General features: G+C 45.6%; 18 protein-coding genes. 10 read left to right on the top strand and 8 right to left on the bottom strand.

Going from position 1 to position 24836, the window contains the following annotated elements:
- The first annotated feature begins 211 nt into the window (after positions 1-211).
- Both H6F73_RS10035 and H6F73_RS10030 read left to right on the top strand, forming a co-directional pair.
- A complete protein-coding gene (locus H6F73_RS10035; RefSeq protein ID WP_190758638.1) occupies positions 212-706 on the top strand; it encodes a hypothetical protein in 495 nt (164 codons plus the stop codon).
- Between the two features lie 123 nt (positions 707-829).
- Positions 830-1243, top strand: coding sequence for a translation initiation factor (locus H6F73_RS10030; RefSeq protein ID WP_190758637.1), 414 nt, complete (start codon positions 830-832; stop codon positions 1241-1243).
- A gap of 119 nt (positions 1244-1362) precedes the next feature.
- Here the strand turns inward: H6F73_RS10030 and H6F73_RS10025 are convergent, their stop codons facing one another.
- The 4 genes from H6F73_RS10025 to H6F73_RS10010 all read right to left on the bottom strand — a co-directional run bounded on the left by H6F73_RS10025 (position 1363) and on the right by H6F73_RS10010 (position 11398).
- The gene (locus H6F73_RS10025; protein WP_190758636.1) at positions 1363-2166 is read right to left on the bottom strand and encodes a potassium channel family protein; all 804 of its coding nucleotides are present in this window, start codon (positions 2164-2166) and stop codon (positions 1363-1365) included.
- A 499-nt stretch (positions 2167-2665) separates the two neighbouring features.
- The gene (locus H6F73_RS10020; RefSeq protein WP_190758635.1) at positions 2666-8353 is read right to left on the bottom strand and encodes a DEAD/DEAH box helicase; all 5688 of its coding nucleotides are present in this window, start codon (positions 8351-8353) and stop codon (positions 2666-2668) included.
- Between the two features lie 11 nt (positions 8354-8364).
- Positions 8365-9363, bottom strand: a complete 999-nt coding sequence (locus H6F73_RS10015) for a hypothetical protein (protein ID WP_190758634.1) — start codon at positions 9361-9363, stop codon at positions 8365-8367.
- On the bottom strand, positions 9350-11398 hold the full coding sequence (locus H6F73_RS10010; RefSeq protein WP_190758633.1) for a hypothetical protein: 2049 nt from the start codon (positions 11396-11398) through the stop codon (positions 9350-9352). Before H6F73_RS10010 ends, H6F73_RS10015 begins: the two co-directional genes overlap by 14 nt.
- Before the next feature lie 506 nt (positions 11399-11904).
- Between H6F73_RS10010 and H6F73_RS10005 the strand changes: the two genes are divergently transcribed.
- From H6F73_RS10005 to H6F73_RS09995, 3 genes are all read left to right on the top strand, one after another.
- Positions 11905-12186, top strand: coding sequence for a glutaredoxin family protein (locus H6F73_RS10005; RefSeq protein ID WP_190758632.1), 282 nt, complete (start codon positions 11905-11907; stop codon positions 12184-12186).
- Between the two features lie 39 nt (positions 12187-12225).
- On the top strand, positions 12226-13725 hold the full coding sequence (locus tag H6F73_RS10000; protein ID WP_190758631.1) for a UDP-N-acetylmuramoyl-L-alanyl-D-glutamate--2,6-diaminopimelate ligase: 1500 nt from the start codon (positions 12226-12228) through the stop codon (positions 13723-13725).
- Between the two features lie 218 nt (positions 13726-13943).
- Positions 13944-14759, top strand: coding sequence for a hypothetical protein (locus H6F73_RS09995; RefSeq protein ID WP_190758630.1), 816 nt, complete (start codon positions 13944-13946; stop codon positions 14757-14759).
- Between the two features lie 137 nt (positions 14760-14896).
- Here the strand turns inward: H6F73_RS09995 and H6F73_RS09990 are convergent, their stop codons facing one another.
- The 3 genes from H6F73_RS09990 to groES all read right to left on the bottom strand — a co-directional run bounded on the left by H6F73_RS09990 (position 14897) and on the right by groES (position 18156).
- A complete protein-coding gene (locus tag H6F73_RS09990) occupies positions 14897-15877 on the bottom strand; it encodes a site-specific DNA-methyltransferase (protein WP_190758629.1) in 981 nt (326 codons plus the stop codon).
- A 229-nt stretch (positions 15878-16106) separates the two neighbouring features.
- A complete protein-coding gene (gene groL / locus H6F73_RS09985; RefSeq protein ID WP_190758628.1) occupies positions 16107-17747 on the bottom strand; it encodes a chaperonin GroEL in 1641 nt (546 codons plus the stop codon).
- A gap of 97 nt (positions 17748-17844) precedes the next feature.
- Positions 17845-18156 carry a co-chaperone GroES gene (gene groES, locus H6F73_RS09980; protein WP_190672396.1) on the bottom strand — a complete coding sequence of 104 codons (312 nt, stop codon included), beginning with the start codon at positions 18154-18156 and terminating at the stop codon, positions 17845-17847.
- 430 nt (positions 18157-18586) lie between these two features.
- Between groES and H6F73_RS09975 the strand changes: the two genes are divergently transcribed.
- A complete protein-coding gene (locus H6F73_RS09975; RefSeq protein ID WP_242072408.1) occupies positions 18587-19111 on the top strand; it encodes a ferredoxin in 525 nt (174 codons plus the stop codon).
- A gap of 346 nt (positions 19112-19457) precedes the next feature.
- A complete protein-coding gene (locus H6F73_RS09970; protein WP_190758627.1) occupies positions 19458-20105 on the top strand; it encodes a response regulator transcription factor in 648 nt (215 codons plus the stop codon).
- 235 nt (positions 20106-20340) lie between these two features.
- Here the strand turns inward: H6F73_RS09970 and H6F73_RS26950 are convergent, their stop codons facing one another.
- The gene (locus H6F73_RS26950) at positions 20341-20472 is read right to left on the bottom strand and encodes a hypothetical protein (RefSeq protein ID WP_277882596.1); all 132 of its coding nucleotides are present in this window, start codon (positions 20470-20472) and stop codon (positions 20341-20343) included.
- Between the two features lie 704 nt (positions 20473-21176).
- On the opposite strand from H6F73_RS26950, the gene H6F73_RS09965 reads away from it, so the two are divergent.
- The 3 genes from H6F73_RS09965 to H6F73_RS09955 all read left to right on the top strand — a co-directional run bounded on the left by H6F73_RS09965 (position 21177) and on the right by H6F73_RS09955 (position 24725).
- A complete protein-coding gene (locus H6F73_RS09965) occupies positions 21177-21698 on the top strand; it encodes an NYN domain-containing protein (protein WP_190672405.1) in 522 nt (173 codons plus the stop codon).
- 95 nt (positions 21699-21793) lie between these two features.
- Complete coding sequence (locus H6F73_RS09960; RefSeq protein ID WP_347239545.1) at positions 21794-23416, top strand: 2-isopropylmalate synthase; 1623 nt, start codon at positions 21794-21796, stop codon at positions 23414-23416.
- A gap of 265 nt (positions 23417-23681) precedes the next feature.
- Complete coding sequence (locus tag H6F73_RS09955) at positions 23682-24725, top strand: DUF2157 domain-containing protein (protein ID WP_190758625.1); 1044 nt, start codon at positions 23682-23684, stop codon at positions 24723-24725.
- The last annotated feature ends 111 nt before the right edge of the window (positions 24726-24836 follow it).

Here is a 24836-nt window from a genome sequence, read left to right as displayed (position 1 = left end):
AACCTTAAAAAGTAGTTATGCCTAGAGCGGGATGGAAGGATCGGCAAAGTCGAGCAAGATTAAATGGAACCGGAAATGTTGCACCTGCGGTGTTGCCGGCAATTAGCAAATTCTTTGGATTTAGGCTGGGGAATTATTATTCAATAGCCCTGGCTCATTAAGATAGCGCCTAAACATGGCGTCCTGTAACGTAGAGTGAATACGAGAGCCGATGAAAATAACACATTATTCACAGGGCAGAAAATTTCTACGTCCACTAGCGCTGCTGCTGACAGCTTTACTAGCGCTTCCGCTGTTTACAGCTTGCTCTTCGCAAACAGCCGCACCGCCACCGCCAGTTGACGACACCCGTGGTGGATCAGTCCCCTACAATTCTCCACAACAACCTAGGGCGCGTCAGGGATTATCGAATACCCAAAAAGTAGCAATTTTGGCCGGCGCAGCCGCTCTTTACTATCTCTACAACCAGCAAAAGAACGCCAAAGGCCAAGGGCCGCAGGGACAGTATTACCTTTCTAAAAACGGACGCGTTTATTACCGCGACGCCCAAAATCGCCCCCACTGGGTAACGCCGCCTCAGGGTGGAATTCAAGTTCCAGAGGCAGAGGCGCAACAATATCGTGACTTCCAAGGCTATAACAACCAGCCTACAGGCCGCGATCTCACCGGCTTGGGTTCCGCCCCAGTTCCAGCACAGCAGTATTAGTTTTGACAGCAAGCGCCCGAAAAGGGACGAGAAACAAAGGAAAGAAGACGGCTATTTACAAGCGGGAGATATCCCTCAAATAGCCGTTTTACAACACTTTAAAAACAAAAACGGAGATAAATCATGGTAGATGGATTTTTGCGATTGATGAAGGATGCCCTCGGCAATGGCGATCAGCAATCTGATCAAGATGGCTCTTACGACGATCGGCAGGTACGTCCAGCCAGTGAAGATCCTTATGGTGATCCGGCTGATTACGGAAACTATGACAACGTCATCCCCGCCAGCCAAGATCCTTATGGCGATCCAGCGGATCAATACGGCGGCCAATTCGGTAACGTGATCCCGGCTAGCCAAGATCCTTATGGCGATCCAGCGGATCAATACGGCGGCCAATATGGGAACGTGATCCCAGCCAGCCAAGATCCTTATGGCGACCCAGCGGATAGCGGCTATGTTGACGATGGATTCGGTAACGTGCTCCCAGCTAGCCAAGATCCTTACGGCGACCCCGCTGATCAGGAAGGCCGCTGGTAAGCCATCGCTGATTTACCGGCTAAGTTGTGAGCCGGCAGTTTCAAACTTAGCCTCATAGAAGCCCAAAAAAGGCAGTAGCGAATCACGCGGCTGCCTTTTGTTTTGTAAGCAGTAACGCATCATCCTAGAGGGTTCTGGCGGGAAAGTGCGATATCAGCACGTAAGGCGGCAATCTCAGCATGAAGCGCCTGAATCGATTTAGCCCCCGCTAACTCTCCCTCCTCGTTTTCCGCATCACGCCCTACAAAAAATGTGGCAATCGTTGCCGTGATATAGCCAAACACGGCAAAAGCATACAGCGCCAAGATAAAGCAGAGCACGCGACCTTCTGGCGTTTTTGGCCAGTATTCCGAACCTAGCGTGGTCATCAGCATTGCCGTCCACCACAGCGCTTCACCATAGTCTTGCAAGCCTTGTCCATCAGGAAGATTGCTTTCAAGTGCGTACATTCCTGCTGACCCCACCAGTGTCACAACCAGAGTCAGTAGGACAACATAGCCGAACCCGCGCCGGTTCATACTGCCGCTGAGGGCACGCATTCCCCGGTTAAGCGAACTCACCACACGCACCAACCGCAGCCCCCGGCTAGCCCGTACCAAGCGGAGAACGCGCACGATTCGGAAAACGCGCAACGCCGGCAGCACTAGAGAAATCGCTGTTAGCCAGTGGCTTCGCACATAGGCGAGTTTATTGGGGGCGAGGCTAAATCTCATGGCAAAGTCCAAGATGAAGACGATCCAGATAACGTTGCTGATGACTTCAAGCAGGCGATTTAGACCCCAGATCAGCTCAATAACTAACAGCACCAGCCACACAAAGCCAAGGATTAGCATGGGTGTTTCCAGCCAGTCTTCTAACTGTTCCAGAACCTCGCGCCGTTCTTGCTTGAACGCTTCTTTTTCGGATGTATTCAAGTTGTTCATAAGAATTTTCCTGTGCTAAAACCAGCAATTATCCGTGATTGGGCGGGTGGTGATCGCTGCGATCCGACTGATACACCCGTTAATAAAATTAAATATGTCAGCGTTACAGATCCCCAAAAGATTTCCTAGAGGGTAATCGTAAGTTTTATTCCATCAAAGTTTTCACCGGAAACAGGTGAGATCACAGGCGCAGCCGTTCAGGTGCGAGAGTTTCAGCGAAAGTTGATCCGACCGTTGTTTACTTACCGGCAGTTAAAGGCTGATAATTCTGGATGATCTGAAACTGTTCGGTTGCCGACAGTCAATAGACATGAACTGCACGTAACCTAAAAAAAAGACCTGCTCAACACACGGGAATTCTAAGAATTATTCCAGCAAACTACAGAGAAGCAAAAGGAAGCTCGAAGCAAGCACAGTCAGTACCAGCAGGGTTCGCAGGCTATGCTGAACATAGAAAAATACTTTCATTAAATCAACACCAAAATTTTATAGTTTCGTTCTAATTACCTAGCGATTGATAACACCAACTTGGCCGACGCAGGAGATTGAAGGAATCGAGATATCGAATCTGGGTGGAAGCTTCTACGGTGGCAATTGCATCAGCCAATAAACTAATACTGTTGTTTTGATTCCATAAAGGATGAACTATAATAACTCTTTTCTCACCTACTACCAAACCTGGTAAAATGCCAAATTGTTCTGGAGAACAGTGGCTAAACGATGCACAAAATGTATCACGCAGTTTAGTTGCTGTCTGTACCCAATTTTCCAAATCAGGAGTAGAAAAATCGTTATCCAATCCGCAACGAAAATCACTATTAGCTAATACCCGCAGTAGGGAAAGCCCCAAACGCCAATCCAGCAAACCGTGATAGTTCATATTGCGGTACTGCTGCAAGCAATCGTAACAAGAAGAGTCGCATTTTTGGCGGTGTTCTGGTGACATTATCGCCTCAGCAAAGCTATTTTGAGAATTCAGAATTTTGTCTAAAAGGATGTCTTCCCAGTGCTTATCTAGCCAGTAGGTAAAGCCAGAGCCATTAGCAAGCCGATCGCTAATTACAATTTCTCCTACTTTTTCCCCAGTATCTTCTAATTCAGCCTGTCGCAAACCGCTCACATCTAATTCTTCAGGATCGATGTCTAACTCCTGTGCTGCTACAGCACGAACCATAAAAGCGGCTGAGTAGAAAGCAGCTTTGACAGCGGAACCGCGTGCAATAGGATCGAGGCACAATCCATCCGGTACAGCAGCGGGTTTTATCCGTAGTACGCCAGTGGTTTTTGGGGCAACGATCGCAATTTGCTCTGACTCGCCTTGCTGTTTAAACTTCACATTATTTTTATTCTGAAATCGCTCATCAATCCACTGATCTGGTAACAGTTTATCACCGCTTCCAAATGTTGCTTTTCCGATTGCTCCCTTAAATAGCTGTCCTCGATTGTCATTCACCCGGAAAACGCGGCCGGATTCAGAAAAAGCTGTCTGAGTATTTGTCTTATTTACTAACTCAAAATCTTGAGGTTGTGATTCGGCTACGCTGGCTGCACCTGTAATTAACGCATCGTATTCATCTTTAGCGTCAGCCCCAGGATTGAGGCTGGTCCGGAAAGCTAAAGGGACAGCCCACTGAAAAACTCGAAATCCCTCTTCCTCAGTTGCCGCACATTTCGGACAGATTGTATCTTCAAAGGTTGTCTTAGAAGTGTCCGTATGTTGGCACCGCTGACATCTTAACATCCATTGGCGATCGCTCAGAGGTTCGCCAGCAGGAACCAACCCGTTTTTAGTGTCGGGAATTAACGATGCTGTAAACCCGATCGCAGTATAAATGCGCTTATCTTTAGTTTTTTCTGAACCAGGGGAAAATTCAGAGACAGCTAAATCTAAATCTCGATCGATAGTAGGAACTTTTTGTTTTCGGGACGGATCGTGATGATACAAATCACGCACTCTTGAGGGCATCCCGTACATTGGCAAAACCCCGCCTTCAGCAAGGCGTTCTGCCAATCCATCTCCAGTCAATTCTAAGTTATTGGCACACTCGTCAATCTTTTTAAACAAATCCTGACGTGCATACTCTTCAAGTTTGTTGCGATCGATACCTTCAACACCGACTAGCAGAGAATTTATGATCTCGGTGACTTCCTTTGATTGCTCTAACCAATTACGAACTTGTTCGCGGCGTTCTTCCGTTTCCTTCCACTTTTTAAGCGTTCCAAATTCACCGTGACTGTCCGGTTTTTTTTCTACTTCCCAGCAGGTGACACTAGCATCCTTAAATGCACGTCTCAAACATTCTTTGGCTAGGAGGCGTTGCACAATCTCAACCTGTGACATAGAAAGAAAAGGAACTGGTGGCGGATCGCCCGTAATTTTTTCAGGGTGGCGGTAATAAAATTCATCGTGCGATCGACCCCGACAGAGAGTAAGTACGATCGCGAAAGCCTGACCGCGGCGACCCCCGCGACCCGCACGCTGCTGGTAATTAAAGCGCATCGGCGGCATATTTGCCATCACAACAGCCATTAAACTGCCAATATCAATTCCCACCTCCATTGTGGTAGTGACGCTCAAAATATCTATGATATCTACCGCTGGGATAAAATCTCTTTTTTGTTCGCCAAAATTCACGATGATGTTGCGGAAATGTCGCTGTCTTTCAGCTTGATCGTCCGTTTGTCCGGTCAACTCTTCGCAGTGCAACCGCAACGGTTGACGCTTATTTACAGCTTGGGTGGCGAAATAATTGCGATCGTATAAATCTGCACATATTTTATTAGGTTCCGCTGATAAATTTGCCAAACAATTAGTACAAATACCTCCTGCACTGTGCAGGTGAGGGCGCTGGCAAGAATCGCACTGCCACACCGGGTCATCGGACACTGCAACTCGTACAGATAAATGCCGGGGATTAAGTTTAAAGTGGTGGTGCTGACCGCATTCGCAAATGGCAGATTTTAATGCCTGCTGCAATTCCTGTTCTGAAATTCCGCAAGCTTTTGCACACTCTTTAATATATTTACGAAATTTTGACCGCGCATCACCCCAGTCTTTCCAGTCATCTAACGGATAATCTTGAGGTTCTTGCGGATACCTGTACAATTCACCTAAAATTCGCAAACAGCTATCACATATGCTTTCAAAAATTGAGATTGAAAGTCCGCATTTAGTTGCTAAATGTTCACTCTGATTTTGAGGTAAATTCAGGCGAATATAACCCAAACCCGATGCTTCCATGCCAAAGTATAGGCGACTAAAAACGGTGTCACAAACCTCTGATTTGACTTTGGATCGGAGTTTGTTTTCTCGCCTTTCCTCTGCGCCAGAAGATAAATCAGATTTCCACCCTGCGGTATCAGAGGAAAAATCAAATAATGTTGTCCAATGATGCCAGTTACTGTCGTAGTTAAATTCCTGGTAATCGACATCGTTACCCGCAGGATTGACCCCCAAAACTTTCAATCGCTGCATGAGCAAACCAGGCTCTTGATTGTCGCCTTCAAACAGTATTCTGAGAGGAACTGTGCGGGTATTGCCTATTTGCTGGATTTCGTTGAGTACCTTCTGAGCGTTATCTCGATCTTCCTGCAAGTTTTTTACTACCACAGGCGAAAGTTCTGCTGGCCAGGTCGAGTTAGCTAATTCAAGCTTTTCCTCTAACTCGCTTACTATATTGGGGTGACGTTGAACAAAAAACATAGATTCAGAACGAGCAGGCTGACCGTATTGTTGAATATCTTCTAACAGGTGGGGTTTTCCGATTGCGAGTTGTCCAAGTTCATCAAAAAGTGCTTCTCGTATTAGATCGTCATAGTGCGATCGCTCAATTCCATTGGATATAGAAGCGGCATCTTCACGACTATCAGAAAACACTACTAATTTGCGGGATTCCGCGTCTTCTGGTAGCTGATAAAACAGTTCTTTAGACAGCAGTTGACTCACTTTAGAAAAACCTGTTCTGAAGCCACGGATTGGAGATTTTTGATACAGTCGCTTGCTGTAGTCAGCACCGCAGCAAGCACAAACCGCAGGCAAAGCTTTAACTTTTTCCTGTTCCTCTGGTAACAGGTTCGGTCGATAAAAAATATAGCCTTTTACTGTTAAGTCATCAGAGGAATGAGGGTCGCCTAAACTAACTATACCGCTGCGAGTATCTAGCCATGCCTTCTTCCAGCAACCTGACTCTGCTTTTTTAGACTGTCCCCAACCCTTCGCATATTCATCAATATCGCTCTGTCTGGACGGCCAAAATACAGCAAATTCTTTGTACGTCCTCCGAGCGAGAAATTTTCCAGCTTGTCTATCAGGAATCCCCTCAATATCTGGTTCTGTAGGCAAAAGTTCCCATCCGCCATTATTCTGTCTGGTTAGCCTGTTTCCCCCAAGAAATACAGTTTTGCACTGTTCGCAATAAAGAACTTCTAAAACTCGGTAATTATCGCAAAGTATGGGAGGATTTTCTACAAATAGTTTTCCTACTGGTCTGTTTTCACTGATTTCGTTTTCCTGACACCCGTGATTTGGTTTAGTGCAAGCCCAAAGCCCCTCGATATTCCTGAAAAACCAGTGCAGCCTGAAGGATGGCAAGGATGTTTGGTCGGACAAACCGCGAGCGACAAGCAATCCTCTTACTGCCAGTTTGAGATTTTCATTTGTTAAGTCATTGCCGAACATTTTTTGACCAAAATCAGCGAGCGATACGGCACGAATTTTGTCATCAACTGTACAAGCATTGACCATTCTAGCGCCAACAGTCGCATTTTCAGATGCCACTATTTGGCGACAAGCATTGTATGCAGGCGTTTCCGACAACGTTTCTATATTGTTTATTTCTGGTGCTGATGCCAAGGAGATGAACGGTTGGGCTTCCAGAAATTCTTGACCCTCAATTGGTGGAATTGGTTCTAAATGACCGGGTATAATCTGTTGGGAATCCCATTCGATACCGAAGAATTGAAGCAGGAATTTTAAGCTTTCTGGGTCGTGTGGTTCCAGAGATGCGCTAGAGGCAAGAATCCGCAATTTTGGATGACCTGGATGCAGCCCCAAGCGTTGTAGCAACAGTCGCAGCAAATAAGCGACTTCAGTCCCCGAAGTACCACGATATAAGTGCAATTCGTCAACAATTAAATGAAAGACGCTGCCATCTTTGTTTAACCATTGCTTCGTTTGTTCAAAAATATCTCGATCGATATCGCGCATCAGCATGATACTGAGCATAGAATAGTTAGTAATTAAAATATCTGGCGGGGCATCTTTCATGTCCCAGCGACAGCGCATTTCTGACCCATCTAAACGCGGGAAAAAGAACCTCACATCATTATCGCCAGTTTGACTTGCGTGTTCACTAGCTCGGTGGGCTGATTCCTCGATTTTTTGTATGGCTTCCAGCAGTTCTTTTATTTTTTCGCTATTAGGTTTACGATTTTCTGTGTATTCATGCCCCGGTACGGGTGTAACACCGTTGTATCTTCCAAAATAAACTCGGTTGCCTTTTCTATTATTTTGAAACCACTCTCGCGCCGCTTCAGAATCTAAAGCGCGACGCAGCCTGGTAAGTTGGTCTTCAACTAAGGCATTCATGGGATATAAAATCAGGGCACGAACAGCAGCATCCCGGTTTTCGTGACTTCTCTGAGGGACGCGATAAGATTTCTTAAAACTGCCTTTTGTCTTCACCAATGGGCTGCATTCATTCTGCCAATCTTTATTTTCCCACCAGTTATTGAGGTAGGCTGGTTCTGATTTAGGAGCAGTCCAATTCCTCGATTCTTGGGCAAGGTAAGCAAATAGCGGTAACATAAAAGATTCAGTTTTTCCTGAACCAGTACCCGCCGTTACTACAGCATTTTGACCCGCTAATGCCTGCCGCAGCATTTGGATTTGGTGGCTGTACAGTTCGTAATTGCCTACAAGTCCGCAGGAGGCAAGCTGTTTAAAATCTTGAAGGGCTGATTCATCTAATCCCGGCACATTGGAAATATCTAAATCATAGATAGTTTTACCCGATCTTTGATAGCGGGGCATCGGTTCAATCCAGGGTTCTTGATGGAATGCACCGGGTTGGCGCAGCAGTCTTTCGCGTTCTCGTTCTAGTTCGGGAAATTGAGTTCCGAAAGCGGTTTTTATGTACAGTAGGAAGTTGTCGCTGATGGTGTTAAAGGCGTTAATTGGGTCGTGCATAAATTCCCTCACTATGTTATATTTAAAGATTGGGGCAAAAGTGTTTGCCCTAATTTAGCTGCGGTCATTTCTGCTATTTGAGGTGGTACAGCGGAAAATAAATTGAATCCCTGAATTTGCGGATCGTGCGGCATTTTTTTTACATATGTTGCTGCATAACCGGAACAAAGAGTTAAGGCTCTTTCCAGGAGTCGCGGCAGATTGGCGCTGGCTGGTACTGCCATAGTGAATCTGCATTTGTCATAGATTAGGACATTCCGCCGCAGTGCTTTGAGAACGGCATACCTTCCCCAATCAATGTCTATTTCGGTACACATTTCGTCTTGCCAAAGATAACAAGTCTTTGTGTTTCGAGAGGGATGACTGTATCGGCTGATACGGATATTAGTGTCGGTTTTTTCGATGGTTTTAAATTGTAATGAACTAGGCTCAAAGGTTTGGTGTTTCCAGTTCAATTCTGGAGCGTTAGCCCATTTGAGAGTAGCTAAGTAGTCGTCAATACTGGCGGCAAAATGCAGCAAAGACCAGGCTGAGGGCGTTTCGATAAAAGGTATGCTGAGAGAGGATGCGATCGCCTGCAATTCCCTTACATCCTCTGCTTGTACAGCCACTCGCTTCGGTATCAGCCCTAATTCACTCGCTTGTTCTTGGATTTCAATGTTGATGTGATTTCCCACAGACTGACAAGCATCTGATAATTGTTGAATAGTAGTAGGCGATCGCGATCCTGCTAAAATGGCTTGAGGAAAGCCGGCACTTGGCAATCGCACCAATACAGGGGGAGCTGCATAAACCTTACTATAATTTTCTGTAAAATCAAATTCACAATGAGCTAATGCGTTGAGGGTACGAACCGTTGCCATTCTTTTGCTTTTTAACTCTTCTTTTTCTAATTGATTCCCTGCAAAATGAAGAGTGTAAAGAGAATCAAATCCCTGTTTAAAAGCTAACCAAGACATTTCTTGTTTAGCGGAGATAACGTAGACTAATTCATCACTAGATTCTGACACGCTTTGCCTCCTTTTGGAACTTTTTCCATAAATCTTTTAGACGATTATCTTCCATAGGAGGTAAAGTCCGACCAGAACTATCCCACAAGATTTCTTTCCATTGTTGCAATTTTCTCTTGTCGTTGCAAGTTGAGCGATGAGGTTCTGATTCCTTGAGACTGGAGCCACAAAACATAGCTTTATTCAGCAGACGACCTTTTGCGATCGCCCAAACAGGATACCAGTCTATAGGAAGTGCTTCATCGGGACAAGTGACAATTTGTCCGGTTTCTTTCCCGACAAAGACAATTTTTTGCCCGTCTTGGATCGGCAAAAGAGTATTAAAGTTAAACGGAGGGCAATCTACACCCTCAATCCAGGCTCCCCTCACACCTACCGTGTTGTTATCTACATCCTTTTGAAAATTTCCAAAGCAATCTAACTTTTGCGTAGGTAAACAACTACCAGAAGAAAACTCTTCAACCCAAGAAAGAGAGCAACGCCTAAGTATTTCTTTACCTCTACGGGCTTCAATATGTAGTTGTTTATCCAATGTGCTTTCTGTAGGTAATTCATAAATATCTGCTACGTCTTTGGAATGTAATAGCTTGTCATTCCAATATAATTTAATTGATTCATTCTTCCCTTGTAAAACTACTTTTGGAGGCGCAAATTTGAAGAATTTATTACCTCTGTCAAGGCGTATTCCCCTCAACTCTAGTCGCACAGTGGTTGGAAACGCCAGCACAGGATATTCACGTTTAATTAGTTTGTCACTGTAAGCTAATGCCGCTTTGAAGAAGCGCCATCGACTTGGTAAACCCTCTGTGATTCGCAATGTTTCAAAGTCTTTGCACTCTGATTTTCCCCATTTTTCTAGTAATTCCCAGCAGTCTTCATAGGCAGCTAAATAAAATGTCTTTTGAGTGGGAAGTTGCCGCACTTCAACGAGATCGGGTAATCCCTCAGTATCTCCCTCAACGAATACTCGAATCGGAGATGGTGGCAGTCTAAAACACCATCTAGAATCAGCAGATCGCAATTGCAAATCTTTCAACCAATCAAATTCAGAGGCTACCAGCAGTTTTCCGTCTGACTCAGATATTAATTGTGAAGACCAACTCCCACCATCTTCGTAACAGGAAAAGGATTGAGAATTATCTTCTAAAGACAAAAACAGGTCATCTTCAGGAAATTCATGTTTGGTAGTGCAACGCAGACTCAAGGTAGCACGTCCCGCGCTCTCATCGAGGTTGCAGCACAATTTCAAGAATCCATAAATTTTGCTTCCATCAGATGATGGCACTTCAGCAGTTCCATCCCACTCGCGTAACTCATCAATAATTCTTCCGAGCAGCGCTTGACGTAATTCCTCGGTGTCGCTGCTTTCTTTTAATAATTTCAGTGTCTGGTTTCGTAGGTACTTACCTCCGTGCTTGACTAATAGGAATGCGATCACCTCTTCCGAGGGAGGTGCAGTCGGATCTAAGTCAGCAGAAGCAAAAATATAGGGAAGTGAGCGACGCTCTTCCTCAGTCAAAAGAGTTTGTGCAATCGGTCTGCCAACATGAATCCAATTTCCAGCAATGTTGATATTGAAGATCCCCACTTCACCTAATTTGTCTTCATTCGCCCACCGCCCTAAGTCATCCCAAAGTATCCCCATCTGGTCAAAGTCCCGATATTGTCCAGATGTATGTTCTTCACCCAATAATCTCCGCAAACGAGGGTAGTAGGCATGGGGTGCAAAATCTTCTTCTATACCAGCAGCAAGGACAAACAGTGCCAAATAGCCGACGTAGAGAGGATAACCTTTTCGTCCGCGTCGGTACTTCCAGTCATTCATGCTCTGCAAGGCTTTTTGGCAGATGCCCTTCCCATGCACTCCAATAGGGCCAGTCTTAACTGCCTTGATAAAATCTGCAAGGTCAGCACCCCTTGTTTGACCCAGCTCTATTATTAGTTCCTCTGTGACGTACAGATAAACTGTGCTACCCGCCATTTCTGCTTGGAAGAAATGAGAGGCGATTAAATCATTCCAAGTCAAATAATCCATTTGTCCATTTCTCTAATAGGAACATACTCTTGAGAAGTAACTCCTATATCCCGATCCACAAGCGGTAAGTACAGCAATGGTTTTATCCCATCGTACCAGGTCTAAGAGGCTGTTTATGAAGTAAAGTTTTGTATCTCGATTCAACATTTCTGAATAAGATCCATAGGAGGTCTGGATTTCTCTGTTTTTTTCTCTGGGATACGAATGCGGCTTGGCACTGTGTGCTTGTTACCATCTGTTTTAGCAGCCGGCCTCAGCGTTGCTAGTAACTGCTACTCCCCATTGTTTAAGCCGCTTGAGTAGGCTTGTTGAGTTTGTTACTTTTACTACATTGTCCTTCTTGACGTAGGCGCTTCTGAAAGCCTTGAGATTTTCTTGACAAACAGCCTCTGAGTTTCTGCGGAAGTTGATCCTGCACTTGTTTACTTACCGGCTATTAAAGGCTGATAATTCTGGATGATCTAACACCGTTCGGTTGCCGGTCGAACAAAATTTACAAAAATGATATGCGTTTAATTTTGTACAGTAAGCCCGGTTGCCATTTGTGCGAGGGGTTGCAAGAAAAGCTCGAACAAATTCAAGGAATCGATTTTGAGCTGGAAATCCGGGATATTACGACTCGTGAGGATTGGTTCCAAGCGTATCAGTATGAGATTCCTGTGCTGTGCAGAACTGCCGCTGCAAGCGAAGCGCCGGCAGTCGAAGAACCATTGCCCCGCCCTTCTCCCCGCGCTTCCTTAAGGCAGTTGGCACAAATGTTACAGAAATATTTCCCGAATAATCGTTAACAATAGGCAAAATATGAAGTGGTGTGAGGACTCACTGATATGAAACTGCGCGAATTATTGGCTAGTGTTGCGAACGTTGTGCAATTGCCGACAGAAATGCTTCCCGACGTTGAAGTGACGGGTTTAGCGACCAATTCTCACGCTTGTAAGCCGGGAGATTTGTTTATTGGGATGCCGGGAACGCGAGTGGATGGGGGAGATTTTTGGCCGAGTGCGCTGGCTGCCGGCGCTGTGGCTGCCCTCGTTTCGCCCCAAGCTGCCCAGAAAAACGGGCCAGTGGATGGTGCTTGTGTGATTCCTGTAACGGATATGACGCAAGCCTGTGCTTATGTAGCGGCTGCGTTTTATGGACAGCCGGCGCAACAGTTGAAAATGGTAGGTGTCACCGGCACCAATGGCAAAACCACAACCACCCATCTGATAGAATTTTTAACCACCCAACTTCAGCTGCCCACAGCCTTATTTGGCACCCTGTACGCGCGTTGGCCGGGTTTTGTGCAAACGGCGGTTCACACAACGCCTTTTGCTGTGGAATTGCAGCAACAACTGGCATCAGCCGCAAAAGCCGGTGCTCAAGTTGGTGTGATGGAAGTTAGTTCTCACGCACTGGCACAAGGGCGAGTGCTGGGATGTCCCTTTGAAGTCGCGGTATTTACCAATCTGACTCAGGATCACCTGGATTTTCACCGCGATATGGAAGATTATTTTGAGGCGAAGGCGCTGCTATTTAGCCCGAATTATCTGCAAAAACGTGCTGTAATTAACGCGGATGATGCTTATGGCAAACGGTTAATTGCTCAGTTGCCGGCAGAAAAAGTTTGGAGCTACAGCACTTCCGATTCTACCGCTGATTTGTGGGCAAGTGATTTAAAATACTCTCCCACCGGCGTTAAGGGAATTCTGCACACGCCGGCTGGAGATGCTGAATTTAATTTGCCCTTGGTAGGTCAGTACAATTTAGCGAATATGTTGGCGGCAGTAGGTGCCGGTTTGCATCTCGGTTTAGACTTGCAACAAATGGCTAAGGCACTGGAACAGTTTTCGGGAGTACCGGGACGGATGGAACGGGTACAGATCAAAGCTGATCAAGATATCAGCGTGATTGTAGATTACGCCCACACGCCAGATAGTTTGGAGAATTTGCTGAAAGCGGCACGGCCTTTTATTCCGGGTAATATGATTTGTGTGTTTGGTTGCGGCGGAGATCGTGACCGCACCAAGCGCCCGTTGATGGGTAAGATTGTTGCTGAACTTGCTGATAAAGTTGTCGTGACTTCAGATAACCCACGCACTGAAGATCCGGAACGCATTTTGCAAGATATTTTAGCCGGCATTCCCGCATCTGCTGAGCCGGCAGTCTTGGGTGATCGCGCAACTGCAATTCGTGCAGCGATCTTACTCGCTAAGCCTGGGGACGGTGTTTTAATTGCCGGTAAAGGACATGAAGACTATCAAATTCTAGGAACCGAAAAAATTCACTTCGATGATCGTGAACACGCCCGTTCTGCCTTGATGGAACGTTTATCTGTTATCGCCTAACAGCATTCTAAGCTTTCTTTCAAAGCCTAGTTAAACATCTAAGAAGCGGGTTGTTAATCCGCTTCTTTCGTTTTCTTGAAAGTTATCACCCATCTACATTAATCTGTATATGCCTGCCGGCACGCTGCGCTATCATCTGCGTTTATCTGTAGTTAAAAAACTTAAAAAAGGATAGAATTTTGATTGGCAGAGTAAATTGAGCAGACAGAAATGAGTTTATGCTAGAAATCGCCTTACTTCAAGGAATCTCACAAAACTTTCAGAAGACTAAAGATTTTTTTACTGAGACTGCCGGCAAAAGTCTTAACTCTGTAACCGAAGTAACTGAAAAAGCTAAAACATCTTTATCTGAAACTGCCGGCAACGCAAAAGACACGATCACTCAAACAAGCAACCAAGCTTTCACCAACCTCAATCAAGTCACAAATAAAGCAGTCGAAAGTGTTTCTGAGGTAACAGAAAAAGCCAAAGGCGCTTTGTCTGAAACCACAGCAAAAGCTCTTACTACTGTTACTGAAACAAGGAATCAAGCTGTTAATAGCGTTACCGAAGCCACCGACAAAGCAAAAGCATCTTTAGAAAACACAATTCAACAAGCCGAATCTCTCAACCATTCTCTTTCAGAGGGCATTCAATCAGCTATCAGCTCATCCCTCAATGCTTGGATTTACGATCACCCCAGACTTTTTTGGTTAGTGAATCATCCCCTGCAAACAGCCGGAATTTTACTTTTAATTCTATTCCTTTTCTCAGGATTGCTCAAAGCAGTTTCCAGTTTGACAGAAAAACTTTGGTTATTTTTCCTGCAAGCACCGTTTAAACTCATTCAGTTTATTTTTGCTTTGGGTTCTAAATCTCCAGGAAAAGTGAAAGCGAGTGGATTAGTTGCCACAAACTCAAACGAAATTTATACCTCTAGTGATCGCCAAGAGCGAATGACAAACATTCTGAGCCGGCTCGACAAAATTAAACAGGAACAAGACTTACTTTTACAAGAATTAGCAACGCTGATAAAATCAGAGAAAGCCAGTTAAGTGTATCCCAAATTTGCCAAAATATAGGGAGTGAGAGCATCTTGCTCCCGAAAATGGCGGCAAGCCGGCAAAATACCCAAACAGCGAGCTTATTATATTATTTGCTTGTTCCCAGCTCTTTTAAGATTACTATATTTTTAGTTATAAAACTGCAAATGAATTGGAATATTGATCGATTCTTGCCTTTTAATCAATGTATTAAATAAGCTTGAAATAACTTCAATATTTTGATTGTTATCTATAAATCGAAACGCAGAGGTTGCTAGATAAGAAGGATTCTGCTCAAAAGCAATCCATTGCCGGTTTAAAGTTTCAGCAACATATCCAGTCGTATTCGAGCCGGCAAAGATATCAATAACAGTATCTCCGGGATCTGTTAAAAAGTTAATAAAAAATAGCGGCAGTTTTTGGGGAAACCGCGCCGGATGTGCAGGAACACCAACCGCCTTGCACATCTGAATATATTGAGAGTTGCTTTCAGTATTAGGAATTTGCAATAAATTAGAAGGAATTGCGCCGCCATTATCTGTAGCAAAGCCGGCGCTGATATCATGACCTGAAGGCCGTTCCTTCGGCTTATAATATTTAGCAGGATTTTGGTGCAGTTTTTTCATGCGTTCCGAATAAGGAACCAGAACATTCTTCACATTAGCTTTAGGATAGTCAGTTTTTGACAGCCACCAAACCGTATTGACAGCATCCTTAACCCGAATTTTGCGCTTATTAACCCATTCTATCGGCGACGGTAACTTACAAGGGTTATACCAAAAAAACTCCTCAGCTAGGCGAAAATCTAACTCATCGCATAACTTAATCAAAAGCCGGTAATTGTAGAGTGATCGCACTGGACGTTTACTTTGATAAGCGCCGCCCAAATCTAGGACAAAACTGCCATCCGGTGCCAATACGCGATACACCTTTTTACAAAAAGCAAAAAGCCAATCTATATAAGCATCTTGATCAACATTTCCATAACTCTTCTCTCGTTGCAGCGCAAAGGGGGGTGAAGTCATGACTAAATTTATCGAATCGCTTTCAAGCTCATCAAGTAATTCCAGCGAGTCGCCGGCATAGGCAGCACCGCAATTTGTCGTATATAAAGCTTTTACAAGAACCATAATTGATATGTTTAACAGATATTTTCAGTATTAGACCTAGTAATTTGTCTATTTTAAATATGATTTAAAGTTTGAGGTTACGTCCCTACATTACTCTACTCCGTTAGCGGAATTAACCCCCAATAAAAAAGCCGCCTCTGTGTAGAAGCGGCTGAAAAAATTCCCAAAATTAGATGTAGCAACGATTTTGTGACACCGGCATATAGCCGGCATCCCAAACTTTATCGATTTAGTAATCGAAGTCGCCGCCGCCCATACCGGCACCAGCACCGGCACCGGCACCTTCTTTCGGTTCAGGCTTGTCAACCACAATGCACTCAGTTGTCAGCACCATGCCGGCAATAGAAGCAGCATTTTGCAGCGCAGAACGAGTCACCTTAGCAGGGTCAACAATGCCGGCTTCAAACATATCGACGAACTCATTAGTCGCCGCATTGTAACCAACATTGAAATCCTTCTCTTTGACGCGCTCAGCAATGACAGCACCATTCATGCCGGCATTTTCAGCAATCCGCTTCAGAGGCGCAGGAATGGCACGAGCGACAATCAAAGCACCTGTCAATTCTTCATTGATCAAGTTGCCATTTGCCCACTCTTCTAAATGAGGAGCCAAGTGAGCCAAGGTTGTACCACCGCCGGGAACAATCCCTTCTTCCACAGCCGCCTTGGTGGCGTTGATGGCATCTTCCAGACGCAGCTTGCGATCCTTCATTTCGGTTTCAGTGGCAGCGCCGACTTTAACCACTGCAACACCACCGGCTAGCTTAGCCAGACGTTCTTGCAGCTTTTCCTTGTCATAAGAAGAATCACTTTCGTCCATTTGACGACGGATTTGTTCGCAACGAGCTTTCACTGCTTGATCATTGCCTTCTGCAACAATCGTGGTGCTGTCTTTGGTGAGGGTGATGCGACGAGCCTTACCCAGCATATCCAGCTTGGTGTTATCCAGCTTCAAACCGGCATCTTCGGTGATCAATTGACCGCCGGTGAGCACTGCGATATCTTCCAGCATAGCCTTACGACGATCGCCAAAGCCAGGAGCCTTCACAGCGGCCACATTTAGCACACCCCGCAGGCGGTTGACCACCAAGGTTGCCAAAGCTTCTTTCTCAATATCTTCAGCGATGATCACCAGAGGACGGCCAGAACGAGCAACTTGCTCAAGCACCGGCACCAAATCTTGCACCAAGGCGATCTTCTTATCCGTCAGCAGGATAAACGGCTCATCGAAAACCGCTTCCATCCGCTCCATATCAGTTGCGAAATAAGGAGAGATGTAGCCTTTGTCAAAGCGCATCCCTTCGGTGATTTCCAGTTCGGTGGTCATCGATTTCCCTTCTTCCAAGGAAATGACGCCTTCCTTACCCACCTTGTCCATCGCTTCAGCGATCATCCGGCCAACTTCTTCGTCGTTGCCGGCAGAGATCGAAGCGACTTGAGCGATTGCTTTGGAATCTTCTACCTGACGGGCGTGCTCAGCAATCTTGCTCACCAAGAATTGGGTTGCTTTGTCAATCCCGCGCTTTAGGGAAATGGCATTCGCGCCGGCAGCTACGTTCCGCAGCCCTTCTTTCACCATTGCGTGAGCCAGAACTGTTGCGGTTGTGGTGCCATCACCGGCAGCGTCGTTGGTTTTGGAAGCCGCTTGACGAATCAAAGAAACGCCGGTGTTCTCAACATGATCTTCCAGTTCAATTTCTTTGGCGATGGTTACACCATCATTCACAATCTGGGGAGCGCCAAATTTCTTTTCTAGAACTACGTTGCGGCCTTTGGGTCCGAGGGTAACGGCCACAGCTTCAGCCAGAATGTCCATGCCCTTTTCAAGAGCGCGACGAGCGTTTTCGTTGTAAATGATGCGCTTAGCCATAAAAATGTCTGCGATTCCGTGTTTTAGATTTTGGATGTGTCAATTCTGTCAGAGGTCATTTGCCATCAGTCATTTGACTGCTGGCATTTAACAAAAGCTATGAAACGATAGCGAGAATATCTTTTTCCGAGAGCAGAACGTATTCTTCGGTTCCCAGTTTGATATCGGTGCCGGCATACTTCGAGTAGAGAACCTTGTCTCCTGGTTTGACTTCCATCTCTTGACGGGAGCCATCTTCGTTCCGCTTGCCAGGGCCAACTTGCACCACTTCACCAACTTGGGGCTTTTCTTTGGCGGTGTCAGGCAGAAGAATGCCACCAGCGGTTTTCTCTTCCGAGGCAGTCACTTTGACAAAAACGCGATCGGCTAGAGGTTTAACTGTGGAAACGCTCAGAGATACAGCTGCCATAAAAATTCGCTCCTACTACAGGTTAAATTGAATTAAATTGAGAACGCACCTTTCTCAGAAGTCAGCCCGATATTTCCTTAAAGGCTGGTACTCGATTTTACCGACTCACCGCTGATATACCTATCAGGGCTTCTCGATTTGTCAATCCTTCCGGGGTTGCGACTTTTTCTGAGCTGGTGTCTTGAGTTAGCACTCTCAACTCCTGAGTGCTAATTTACCTGAGTCAGCGCCCAAAGCGCAACTAATTTTTCTGTACGGGTTCCCGAACTTAACCTGTTATGCCGGCTATACAGTAGAAATACTTAACGTGTGGAGCCAGTGTGAGGGCGATCTGCCGCTTGCCTCTAAGTCATGGCAGGTTTAAACAAAACTTTTCGCTCAACCCTAGAAACTCCCCGAACAAAATCCCTTTAACCTCTGAACGCTTAATATGACTTCGTCTGTCACTCAACCACCCCAGAGCGATGAATCTTTCAATAACCAAGCTTTAGCAGCTTGTGTGCAAAGCTTGGGACTGCCGCAAATTCAGCGACACATCTTTATCTGCGCCGATCAAACCAATGCCAAGTGCTGCACAAAGGAAGCCGGTTTAGAATCGTGGGAGTATTTGAAAAAGCGCCTAAAGCAATTAAAACTCGATCAACCCACTGAAACTCGCCCCAACTGCATCTTCCGGACGAAAGCCAACTGCCTGCGAGTTTGCGCGTGTGGGCCAATTATTGTGGTCTATCCAGATGGCGTCTGGTATCGCAATGCCACTCCTGAAGTGATCGAGCGAATTATTCAAGAACATTTAATCGGGAACCAGGTGGTTGCAGAATATGCCTTTTTAACGCATCCTTTGCCACAACCCCTTGAGGTGCCGGCAGATTTAGCGCAACCTGTTGAACAAAAACCGGCAGATGGCGGGACGCTTGAGCCGGTGATCCCAGAACAGCCGGCATCTAAACTCTGACAGTCGCCGATTGAATCACAACGGGATTAAGCGCCAAAACTCTAAGATTTTCCCTCTCTCTTTTCCTATTCCCATCTACTGGCAGCCACACTGTCTCAATCCTAATTTCCTTAAAAGTAGCCAACCACCGCCAAATCTTATATAATAGCACCATAGTAAAGTGTATGACCTCCGTATCTCTACGGTTGTTCTCAATTTAAAGGGGCATAATCTAAAAAAAATAGAGGTTTTTCCTTGATAAAGAAAGGAAAAGCAAGTGCAGCCGCAGAGACATGAAATCGTATATTCTACTGATAAGAAAATCGCTCACACAAACCCTTAATTCAGGCAATACGAGTTGCACAGTATGAAGGAAACCAGCATACGAGATCAACGGCGACTTTTACTGATTGATGATGACCCAAACCTAATTTTGCTTGTCAAGGATTACCTTGAATTTCGAGGGTATGAAGTCATCACAGCAGAAAACGGTCGGGAAGCGCTGGAGATTCTGGAACAAGAAAATCCAGACATGATTATTTGTGATGTGATGATGCCAGAAATGGACGGCTATGCATTTGTACAGCACGTCCGGCAAGATCCCAAAACAAATTGGATTCCAGTGTTATTCCTTTCGGCAAAAGGACAAAGCCAAGATAAGGTGAAAGGCTTAAACACAGGGGCTGATGTTTATATGGTTAAGCCGTTTGAGCCAGAAGAACTCGTCGCGCAAGTAGAATCTTCCCTCAAACACACAAACCGCCTGATCAATCATCAAAACAAAGCAGGAGATAATGGGCCGAAAATTCAGGTGCCCTTCGATGTGGAATTAACTCCTACCGAACTAAAAGTCGTTCAGTTAGTGGCGCGGGGCATGGCAAACCGTGAAATTGCTGAAGTGATGAATGTCAGCCAAAGGACAATAGAAAGCCATGTCTCCAATATGCTGGGCAAAACCAGTCTTCACAACCGCACAGAGTTGGCGCGTTGGGCGATTGAAACCAACATGGCTTGAGGCTGAGTCTATGTATTTCAGGGGTGCAAGGGAGCAATTTGATGGTGATCAAATCTGTGGGGTGAAGCACCGGCAATCACTCCACGAAATCACAAACGCTGCGGGTTATGCAAAGCGAGTTCATAGTGTAATCCTCAGCGCCCACAATAGCTGCAAGCTGAGGCCAGTAGGCGCTTATAGCCGGCAACCATAATAAAACACACTGCGCCGGTTACAGGCATCTACAGCCGATTAGTTATTGGGTTTTCCGCCCTCCCAGTCCCACTTTTGCTTCATTTTTGACGCGAGAAAGCTGGCGGTTGAGCGTTGCAACCGGCACTTTTGCAAGAACTCGCCGATAAGACAAAGTATGAGAAAATAAATACAAGGTTTTCGCCGGCTGTAACCTGTGGATGCCATAAAAACTGGCAGATTGGACGTTCTGTTGTCATACACAGTACCCCCATTGCCAACCCGTGCAACCCCACGGTTAACCTTGCAACAAGGGAAAATCGCAGCAGCCAAAGTAACCTGTAACTCTTGGGCACATACAATCTTGCGCCCCTACGCGCCGGCAAAAGCGCCCTCGGCTAGCATTTTGTCAGGCTCGTGTTTGACACACTCGCATACTCAGACAAAATCCTGACCCCGGCTTTCTGCGAGTTAGAGCGTGTCAATTAGAGGTAAAGTTGAAAGATGGTGATGACGCAGCCGGTGCGAAATCTCTCGCCTTGCCAAGCATCTATCTTTCTCAAAGGGTTACAAAATTATCATCCTAAAGGTGCTACTTAAATTAAAATCTGAAATATCTAGGAGAATTGCACTCTGTTACATTCAATTAGCAGCCGATAACGTCTTACCATCATGAGCTAAGTGTTCATTCGCTTACCCAAAAGCGAGTGAACTGCGAGTCTAGGAAAAGCAAAAATCCCTCATAAGTGCGATTAACAGGCAGTTTTGCCCAAATCGAACTTGCCGGTTAAACATCTAGTCCCTAAAAACTTATTAATAAGTACCAATTTTGAAAGGGAATTGCTAGAATAGGCTATTCTGCTTAATGTAGTTTTCTACAAATTTTAGACCTAACTTTCTATGAATTATTCAATGAACCGTCTGTCTATTTTTGTAGACGGAAACAATATGTTCTACGCTCAACAAAAAAATGGGTGGTTTTTCGATCCCAGAAGAGTGTTGGAATATTTCAGAAGTGAACAGCCAGAGGTGCGACTAATCAATGCTTTTTGGTATACAGGTCTGAAAGATCCCCAAGATCAGCGCGGGTTCCGAGACGCATTAATTAGTTTGGGGTACACTGTCCGCACAAAAATTCTGAAAGAATATTACGATGACTCCTCCGGACGCTACTCACAAAAAGCAAATTTAGACATAGAAATTGTTGTTGATATGTTTAATACGGTTGACCAATATGACCGAGTAGTTCTATTTAGTGGAGATGGAGATTTTGAACGAGCAATTGAACTGCTGCGCTCCAAAAATACTCATATCACCGTAGTGTCTACAGAAGGAATGATTGCTAGGGAACTGCGGAATGCAACAGATCGGTATATCGATCTCAACGAAATTCGCGACCATATAGAAAAGATAGATTATTAAATTCCCGTCCTCGCTCGTTTATTAAGGATAAAAGGCACAAGATTCCAGACAAAAGAGACAATACACAAGACAAAAAGCTCAAGCTAGAAGAGGTAATTGAAATGAAACCAACACAAGACCGAATTATCATTTTTGACACGACACTTCGGGATGGGGAGCAGTCCCCTGGAGCCACCTTAAATGTGGATGAAAAATTAACCATTGCTCGACAATTAGCCAGACTGGGCGTGGATGTGATTGAAGCCGGCTTCCCCTTTACCAGTCCGGGTGATTTTGAAGCCGTACAGAAAATCGCCCAACTGGTGGGAACAGAAGATGGGCCGATTATTTGCGGTTTAGCTAGAGCTACCAAAAAAGATATTGAAGCCGCTGGAAACGCTTTGAAACCGGCAGCTCATGCGCGGATTCACACGTTTATCGCCACGTCTGATATTCACTTAGAATACAAGCTCAAGAAAACCCGCGCAGAAGTGCTGGCGATTGCCGAAGAAATGGTTGCCTACGCCAAAACTTTTGTCGAGGATGTGGAATTTTCGCCAGAAGATGCCGGCAGATCAGATCCAGAATTTTTGTATCAGGTATTAGAACGAGCCATTGCTGCCGGCGCAACAACCGTGAATATTCCAGATACCGTCGGTTACACCACTCCCTCGGAATTTGGGGCGATCATTCGGGGAATTAAAGAAAATGTCCCCAACATCGACCAAGCAATTATTTCCGTTCACGGACATAATGACTTAGGTTTAGCAGTTGCCAACTTTCTAGAAGCCGTAAAGAACGGTGCAAGGCAGTTAGAATGTACCATCAATGGCATCGGTGAACGCGCCGGTAATGCGGCGATGGAAGAATTGGTGATGGCTTTACACGTCCGGCGTCAGTATTTTAATCCCTTCTTAGGGCGTCCGGCTGATTCTGAAGCGCCTCTCACGAATATTGACACGCGGCAAATTTACAAAACATCCCGCTTGGTTTCTAGCCTCACCGGGATGTTGGTGCAGCCGAATAAAGCAATTGTTGGGGCAAATGCTTTTTCTCATGAGTCAGGGATTCACCAAGATGGCATTCTCAAAAACAAATTGACTTATGAAATCATGGACGCCCAATCGATTGGGCTGACCCAGAATCAAATTGTTTTGGGTAAACTTTCTGGCCGGCACGCCTTCCAAACCCGCCTCAAAGAATTGGGTTTTGAACTGTCAGAAACCGAGCTAAATAACGCGTTTATCAAGTTTAAAACCGTTGCGGATAAAAAGAAAGAGATTACCGATTGGGATCTCGAATCGATTGTTAATGATGAAATTCAACAACCGCCTGAAATGTTCCGTCTGGAATTGGTTCAGGTTTCCTGCGGAGATCGTGCTCGTCCCACAGCAACCGTGACGCTGCGGACACCGACAGGCGAAGAATTAACCGATGCAGCCATTGGTACAGGTCCCGTGGATGCTGTGTATAAAGCGATTAACCGCGTGGTGAATGTGCCGAATCAGTTGATTGAGTTTTCGGTGCAGTCTGTAACTGCCGGCATTGACGCCCTTGGAGAAGTGACAATTCGTCTAAAGCATGGAGAGCGCGTGTTCTCTGGGCGATCGGCCAACACTGATATTATCGTCGCTTCCGCTCATGCTTATGTAAATGCCCTCAACCGGCTTTACGTCGCATTGCAGCCGGCACCGGCAGCCGGTGAGGCATCAGAGAGAGCAACTGCAACTCACTCCTAAACTTCTTTTAGACTGACAAGACAACACTAACCGGGGCGCAATTAACTGCGCCCTTTTTGCTTTCTCCTCAAAGCCGGTGGGGCAAAGTTAAGCTTAAATCTGCTAACAAACGCTAAAACCCTATTAGAAAGAGGATTCTACTGGCTTTGACATTTTTTAAAATCTAAAATTGATTAAAGGCCGGCAGCTTTTGGGTACAGTTCCGTTTAGTTCTTTAAAATTAAAAATTGCTGGAAGCTGACCTTGAACACTGAAACTTTGACAAATGAAAGTATCCAAAGAGGATTTTCAATGGGCTGCCTCCCAGGAACTTATCGCCCCTGAACAGGCAGAAGCGCTCTGGGAGGCACTCTCAGAGCGCAACAAGAGCCGCTCACAATTTGGCATGGCGAATGCAGCCTACTCCTTTGGTGCCGCCATCGTCATCTGTGCGATGGGTTGGTTCATGCTTCTCGCTGAAGAAGCCTTTGGCAGTGGCGGGGTGTGTCTAACAGCAAGCTTCTACATCCTCTGCTTTTTCCTTGCCGGCACTATTCTTTGGTACAAAAAAAACCTGAAAGTTCTGGGCGGCTTGCTGGTAACGATAGCCGTTTGTCTTGCCCCTCTCGCAACATATAGCCTGCAAAGATGGCTGGGAATTTGGCCACTAGGCAATCCCGGCAATTACCAAGATTACTATATTTGGGTTAAAGGCAGCCGGTTCCTCTTAGAACTGGCAACCATCCTAGCCGGCGCAGTCGCTCTCAAAGCTATCCCATTTCCCTTTCTGAGCGCTCCCATTACCTTCTCCCTCTGGTATATGTCGATGGATTTAACGCCTTTGCTGTTTGGGCAGATAGCGTTTACTTGGGAACAGCAACTGCTGGTTGGATTATGGTTTGGATTAGCGTGTTTAGTCGTTGCTTATTGGGTCGATCTTCACACTAAAAGAGGTCAAGAAGATTATGCTTTTTGGCTATATTTATTCGGGTTACTTTCTTTCTGGATTGCCCTATCGCTCATGGGAGGAGACAGCGATTTGCAGCGATTCCTTTACTGCCTAATTAATGGCGGATTAATCGTCCTCTCAGCACTATTAAAACGGCGAGTGTTTTTGTTGTTTGGCGGGATGGGCGTTTTGGGATATCTCAGCAACCTAGCCTATCAAATTTTTCAAGACTCCGTCTTTTCTCCCTTTACCCTGACGGTTGTGGGGATTGCCATTATCTCTTTAGGACTTTTGTCTCAATGCCGGCGTCCCAAGATCGAGCGCTTGATCTTTCGCTTGCTGCCACAACGGTTGCGGCAAATTCTGCTGAAAGATAATTAAAGAGGGCATGGGGCATTGGGCATGGGGAATGGTTAATAAATATAGAGAATACTGTCCCCCTCTCTTACTCAGCACTCCCTCCTATGCCCAATCCCCAATCCCCAATGCCCC

It is taken from the genome of Microcoleus sp. FACHB-68 (assembly GCF_014695715.1).
GTDB lineage: Bacteria > Cyanobacteriota > Cyanobacteriia > Cyanobacteriales > Oscillatoriaceae > FACHB-68.
Note: the sequence above shows the minus strand (reverse complement) of the source record. Positions and strands in the feature narration are given on the sequence as shown.